The organism is Bacillus sp. GMa5/1, from assembly GCF_050172015.1.
Lineage (GTDB): Bacteria > Bacillota > Bacilli > Bacillales > Bacillaceae_G > Bacillus_A > Bacillus_A cereus.
Genome location: NZ_JBNLYC010000212.1, coordinates 1 through 6,181, shown reverse-complemented (window position 1 = coordinate 6,181; position 6,181 = coordinate 1). Strand labels below are relative to the sequence as shown.

Sequence of the window (6,181 nt, the reverse complement as noted above, 5' to 3'; positions counted from 1 at the left end):
AAATTAAATGTTACCTGAGGTTTTAACTAGTAAAGAACATTTAGAACAAGCAAAGCAAAAAATTGAAGTATTGTGGGCTAAAGGAACTGATTTTTCAAAAGAAGAAGTAGAGGCAGCTAAAGCGGATAATAGAATGTTATTATTGGATATGGACTTTACAAGTGAATGTAAACTACATTGTTATTATTGTGATCGTACTCCCGATCGTTTTAATAAAGGTGAGCGTCAGCCGTTAACTACGGAAGATAGAAAAAGTTTAATTTTACAAGCAAAAGAATTGGGAGCACGTACTGTAGAATTCCCTGGTTCTGGGGAACCGATGATTGATGAGGGATTTTGGGAAGTAATTGAGTTTATTCATAAAAATGAAATGACACCAGTTATTTTTACAAGTGGGTGGCATTTAGATGATGAATCAATAGATCGTTTATATAATTTAGGGGCAACTATATTTTTAAAGTACAATTCTACAAGTCAGGAAATTAACGATGACATTGTTAAGGTAAAAGGATACGGTGCGTATCTAGAGAAAATTCTTGAAAAACTAGTTGTAAAAGGTTTCACCAAATCAATTCCAACAAGGTTAGCAATTGATTTAGTTGTCACACCTAGGAATGAGGACTTTGAAGATATTGAAAGAATTTTTAGATGGTGTCGTCGAAATAATGTTCATAACTATATTACTACATTAATTCCAGAAGGAATTGCAGATAAAAAATCAAAACTATTTGAAAAAGAACGAGCGAATAGCTTTATTAATCGTTTAAAAGAAATTGATGAAAAAGAATTTGGAATTACTTATAATCCTTCTTTGCCAATGGCAGGAGGTTACAAATGTCGTCAAGTTAATGTTGGGATGTTTGTAAATCTTTATGGAGAAGTGTATGACTGTAATGGCTTAGGCAGATTCTTAGGACATATTCGAATAAATAATTTAAAAGAAATTTGGAATTCAAAATTTGCAACTCATGTAAGAGCTGAAGAGCAAGAAGGATACTGTGCAGTTCGAGAAAGAGTATGGGATGAGACTAATCTAAAAGGATTTGATCGGAAAATGGAAGACTACAATAGTTGGGAGGAAAATAATACACCAGATGAAGTAGTGTTAAAAGGATTATATAGAAGAGAAAATCCAGATAAAGTATTGAGCAACTAAAATATAAAATATACTACCTAATGTAAATGAAATTACAATAGGTAGTATATTTGTAATTAGAGAAATAGCAATCTATTTGTTGTTATTAAATAAGGAGGATTTTCGTGAATAAGCATATTGTGTTTATTGAGGTTAGTATGAGCGGGGCAGGAGAGAAAGCAATAGACTATGCTATTGAAAGAGGATACCGAATTACTGTAGTTTGTAAGGATATAAAAAAGTATAATACCACTTTGCCGAATGATGTTAATTATTTAGAGTGTGATACAAATAATCTAGATCACCTATTAAAAGCAGTTCGTAAATTAAATAATACATATACAATAAATGGTGTAACTACTACGCACGATTATTATGTGCCACAAGCCTCTTTTGTAGCTGAAGATTTAGGTTTACCTAGTATTTCTTATCAAGCAGCAAAGGATGTTCGTAATAAATATAAAATGAGACTTAATATTAAAAAGCATTGCCCATATCTGAATCCTCCATTTCAATTGGCATATTCAATTGAAGAAGCTGTTAATTTTGCAAGAATAAATGGATACCCATTTATCGCCAAACCACAAGATGCAAATGATAGTTGGAATGTAGTAAAGATTAATTCTGAAGATGAATTGATAGAATACATGAAAATAGCTGAAAGCTGGGGGCTTAATACATCAGGACAATCATTAGCAAGCGGAGTACTATTAGAAGGGTATATTGATGGTGATGAATTTAGCGTGGAAACCATTCAATTTAAAGGAGAAAGTATTCAACTTATTGGTGTAACTGGTAAAGCATTAATGGGGACTGAGAGAGGGTATTTTGTAGAAGCAGGAGCTTATTTTCCTGTAAACAATGCTTATACGAACTTGTTGTACAAGGAGGTGGCATTGGCACTTAAGATGTTAAATATAGATTGTGGGGTAATTCATACAGAGTGTCGCATTCAAAATGGACAAGTTAAGATTATAGAAATAAATCCAAGACTAATGGGAGATATGGCTGGAAGTCATATGATTCAGTTAGCCCTTGATTCTAATCCGTGTGAAATGGTAGTAGAAACTGCCTTGGGTAATTCATTGACCTGGAAAGTTAATTCAAATAAAGGAGCAGCTATTTTCGGTATAAGTATACCAGAAACTGGAGAGTTTGGAGGGATTTCGAATTTAGAATCACTAAAAAAATTGCCAGGGGTCTCCGATTTAAAGGTTATGGCGAAAATTGGTGATAAGGTTAATTATCCACCACTTTCTAATGGAGATTTTGTTGCTAGGTTAGTTACAGAAGCAAAGACTCCAGAAATGGCCTTACAATATGCTAAAAATGCTGCAAAACAAGCCGATGTATTACTTTTGAATAGAAGATAGAAAACGAATTTTTTAAGGGAGAAGTGGTATTATGGATATTCATAAACTAAAAGTAGTTAACGATTCTTCTGTGAAATGGATAGCAGATAATTGGGAGTCACTTGATAATCTATCAAAAAATAATGAAATGACAAAATTCTCATTCCTAAGCTTCCCATTTGACTATGCAGTTAGTCATCGTCCAGGTACTAGATTTGGTCCACAAAGCATTTTAGATGTTTTAAACAGCTATAGTCTTTATTGTGCTGATAAACGAGTTTCTCTAGATAAAAGCGTTTTTTATAATCTAGGATCCGTAGATATTGTACATGATTTGCAGCAATCTTATAAAAACATGGAAGAAGCTGTATCCAATATTGAACAGGGGCATATTCCAATTTTCTTAGGAGGTGACCACTCAATTGCTGATCCAATTATTAGAGGGATGTATAATAGATTAGGTAATGATTCATTTGGTGTTATTATTTTCGATACACATTTTGATTTTAGAGATCCGTTAAAAGGTAAAGAGCACTCAGGTCATTGGTTAAAAACTTTACAAGATAAAATTGATTATAATAATGTCGCAATTATAGGGATTGGAGCGCCTATTTATTCTAATTATTATATGGAAGAATTAGAAAGTAGAGGAGCTAAAATTTGGACGTTATATGATTTGAGAAGAATGGGAAGAGAAAAGGTTATAGAAGAAGCTATAAATCATGTGACAAAATCTACAGAGGGGGTATATTTATCTGTAGATGTCGATTCTATGGATCAAGCTTTTATATCTGGATGTAGTGTTCCTAATCCAAATGGATTATATCCATATGAGGTAATTGATAGTATTTATGAAATTGCATTAAAATCTAAAGTGGTTGGAATAGATATTAATGAAGTAAGCCCTTGGTATGATCATCAACAAAATTATACACCACATGTTGCAGCGAATATTATCTTAAACTTTATGGCCGGTGTTATAAAGAGTCGTTTATAAAGATTTTGATAATGCTTTCACTTGAATAAATTTTGTTTTTCCATACTGATTACACACCTTTATAGAGAAATAGTCCAGGGTTTAGAGATTATTTGTAAAAGTTTTTAAGTTTTTGCAACAGAACCGTATAAAGAAGCTATAAGAATCAAATTCATTCTATATGGGGTAGCACCACATCTCTATCAAGTTAAGAAAAAATTCTTCTTCAAAACGATAAAAAATGAACTTCAATGCTATAAAAATACAAAATTTCTGTTTAGAAGATACTTTACATCCTTATCTTGATAAGTATGAGGTAGTACCAGCGTTCTTGCAACTAGTGGTAAAGTAGCATTTCTTATAGCAGAGATGCTACTTTGCTTCTTCATATTCCTTCATTATTTTATAAAACGTGTTTTTCCGTAGCACTAACATTTCCATAAACATAACAACTGTTACTTCTCCACTCTTCCATTTTGAATAAGTTTCTTCTATTATATATATTTGTTGTTTGCTTAGCGTCGAAAGGTTTACCCGAGGATGTCCTAAGTGTTTTCCTTGAGATTTGGCTACAGCAATCCCCTCCGCTTGTCGCTGGCGAATTTTTTTACGCTCTTGATCCGTAACAAGTCCTCATTTCAAGGGACTTTTTTTGGTTAATACAATATTTACCTGCCCCTTTGGTAAAACATCGAATAATCCTTACTTATACTATCGCGATTTCTGATAACTTACATGTAGAGGTATCGCTCAATATAACAAAAATGTAATGTTAATGAAATGTAATCCCATCGATACTATAAATGAATTTATATAAAATGAATTACATAAATGAATGGGAGTTAAAGAATTTTTATGATGAAAAAGGAGAAGTATTAATGCGTAATATATTAAGTGTAGAAAAGATTGAAAAATATTATGGTAATAAAGATAATGTAACAAAGGCTATAGATAATATTAGTTTTAAGGTAGATGAAGGAGAATTTGTTGGGATAATGGGGCCTTCAGGAAGTGGCAAAACTACATTACTTAACTGTATATCAACGATTGATAATGTTACGACGGGAAAAATAATGATAAATAATAGTGACATTACTCGGTTAAAATCAAAGTCACTAGATAAGTTTAGACAAAATGAATTAGGGTTTATATTTCAGGACTTTAATTTATTAGATACCCTTACTGCTTATGAAAATATTGCCCTAGCGTTAACAATAAAAGGTGAGAAAAGTTCAAAAATTGATGGGAAAATACAAGCAGTTGCAAAGTATTTAGACATTGAACAAGTATTAAGCAAATACCCTTATCAAATGTCAGGCGGACAAAAACAAAGGGTTGGTTCGGCAAGAGCTATCGTAACAGATCCATCTTTAGTACTTGCAGATGAACCAACAGGATCGTTAGATTCTAAATCAGCTAGATTATTACTCGAAAGATTTGAAAGTCTTAATAAGGATTTAAAAGCTACAATACTTATGGTTACTCATGATGCATTTACAGCAAGCTATGCTCGTAGAATTCTTTTCATTAAAGATGGAAAAATATTTATCGAGTTGGTAAGAGGGAATGATTCTAGAAAAGAATTCTTTACTAAAATTATCGAAGTTATAACCCTTCTTGGAGGTGACGATAATAATGTACTCTAAGATTGCTATTGGGAATGTAAAGAAAAGTTTTAAAGATTATGCAATATATTTCTTAACACTAACACTGGCTGTTTGTATATTTTATAGCTTTAACTCTATAGAATCACAAAAGGCACTTATGGAAATTAATGCTTCAGATAGAAAGTATGTGCCTACAGTAATGAAGGCTATCTCAAATGTGTCAGTATTTGTATCCGTAATATTAGGTGGTTTAATATTGTATGCAAATAATTTCTTAATTAAAAAACGTAAAAAAGAATTAGGAATATACATGACTTTAGGTATGGGAAGAAGAAATATATCCAGAATATTAGTAACAGAGACATTTCTAGTTGGCGTTATATCTTTAGTGAGTGGACTTATAATAGGTATTGTAGTATCGCAGGGGTTATCTACATTTGCATTAAAGCTATTTGACTTGCCCATCAATAAATATAAATTTGCAATTTCAACAGGTGCTATAGGTAAAAGCGTATTATACTTTGGAATCATGTTTTTACTTGTTATGTTATTTAATGTATATGTTGTTTCTAAATACAAAATAATTGATTTGTTAACAGCAGGTAGAAAAAATGAAGATCTAAAATTTAGAAATCCTCTTATCTATGTAATCACATTTATTATGTGTGCAGCACCACCTGGATATCCATATGTGACTGTATTAAAAATCGGATTGAATTTTACTAATGCTATGCTCGTGGTATCTATCATTATTGGCATATTAGGTACATTGCTGTTTTTCTTTAGTTTATCTGGATTTATATTATATGTTGTAAAGAAGAATAGAAAAGTCTATTTTAAAGGGTTAAATATATTTATCATCAAACAAATAAATAGTAAGGTTAATACAAATTTTATATCCATGTCTGTAATCTGTTTAATGTTATGCCTTACAATGGTGGCTTTATCTACAGGAATCAGCTTTAACAGAATGATGGATGCAACAACGAAAGAAGTAACACCATTTGATGCCAGTATTACGTTGGAGAATAAGGATGAAAGTTACACTATAGAAGAAGTATTAAATAAATTTAATTTTAAAATAAGTAATAACGAAAAATATGTATCTTAT

Annotated in this window: 5 protein-coding genes and 1 pseudogene; 5 read left to right on the top strand and 1 reads right to left on the bottom strand. The window is 31.5% G+C overall.

Going from position 1 to position 6,181, the window contains the following annotated elements; genetic code table 11:
* Window positions 1–7 precede the first annotated feature (7 nt).
* The 3 genes from ACQGSG_RS25590 (at window position 8) to ACQGSG_RS25580 (ending at window position 3,484) form a co-directional block, all read left to right on the top strand.
* Entirely contained in the window at window positions 8–1,156 is a 1,149-nt protein-coding gene (locus ACQGSG_RS25590) for a radical SAM/SPASM domain-containing protein (protein ID WP_098877601.1), read from the top strand.
* A gap of 104 nt (window positions 1,157–1,260) precedes the next feature.
* The gene (locus tag ACQGSG_RS25585) at window positions 1,261–2,508 is read left to right on the top strand and encodes an ATP-grasp domain-containing protein (RefSeq protein WP_325842780.1); all 1,248 of its coding nucleotides are present in this window, start codon (window positions 1,261–1,263) and stop codon (window positions 2,506–2,508) included.
* A gap of 31 nt (window positions 2,509–2,539) precedes the next feature.
* Window positions 2,540–3,484: an agmatinase family protein gene (locus tag ACQGSG_RS25580; RefSeq protein WP_121868713.1), complete on the top strand. Its 945-nt coding sequence runs from the start codon at window positions 2,540–2,542 to the stop codon at window positions 3,482–3,484.
* 351 nt (window positions 3,485–3,835) lie between these two features.
* Here ACQGSG_RS25580 and ACQGSG_RS25575 read toward each other — a convergent pair.
* Window positions 3,836–4,090: pseudogene (locus ACQGSG_RS25575) on the bottom strand (recombinase family protein); the annotation flags it as partial.
* A 251-nt stretch (window positions 4,091–4,341) separates the two neighbouring features.
* Here ACQGSG_RS25575 and ACQGSG_RS25570 point away from each other — a divergent pair.
* On the top strand, window positions 4,342–5,109 hold the full coding sequence (locus ACQGSG_RS25570; RefSeq protein WP_001244401.1) for an ABC transporter ATP-binding protein: 768 nt from the start codon (window positions 4,342–4,344) through the stop codon (window positions 5,107–5,109).
* Window positions 5,099–6,181: FtsX-like permease family protein (locus tag ACQGSG_RS25565; RefSeq protein ID WP_426948307.1), on the top strand; the 1,083-nt coding region annotated here is incomplete at its 3' end. The genes ACQGSG_RS25570 and ACQGSG_RS25565, both read left to right, overlap by 11 nt.

Bases quoted from the DNA above. Each gene is read 5' to 3' on its own strand.
- ACQGSG_RS25590 (WP_098877601.1), top strand. From the start codon at position 8: ATGTTACCTGAGGTTTTAACTAGTAAAGAACATTTAGAACAAGCAAAG.
- ACQGSG_RS25580 (WP_121868713.1), top strand. From the start codon at position 2,540: ATGGATATTCATAAACTAAAAGTAGTTAACGATTCTTCTGTGAAATGG.
- ACQGSG_RS25570 (WP_001244401.1), top strand. From the start codon at position 4,342: ATGCGTAATATATTAAGTGTAGAAAAGATTGAAAAATATTATGGTAAT.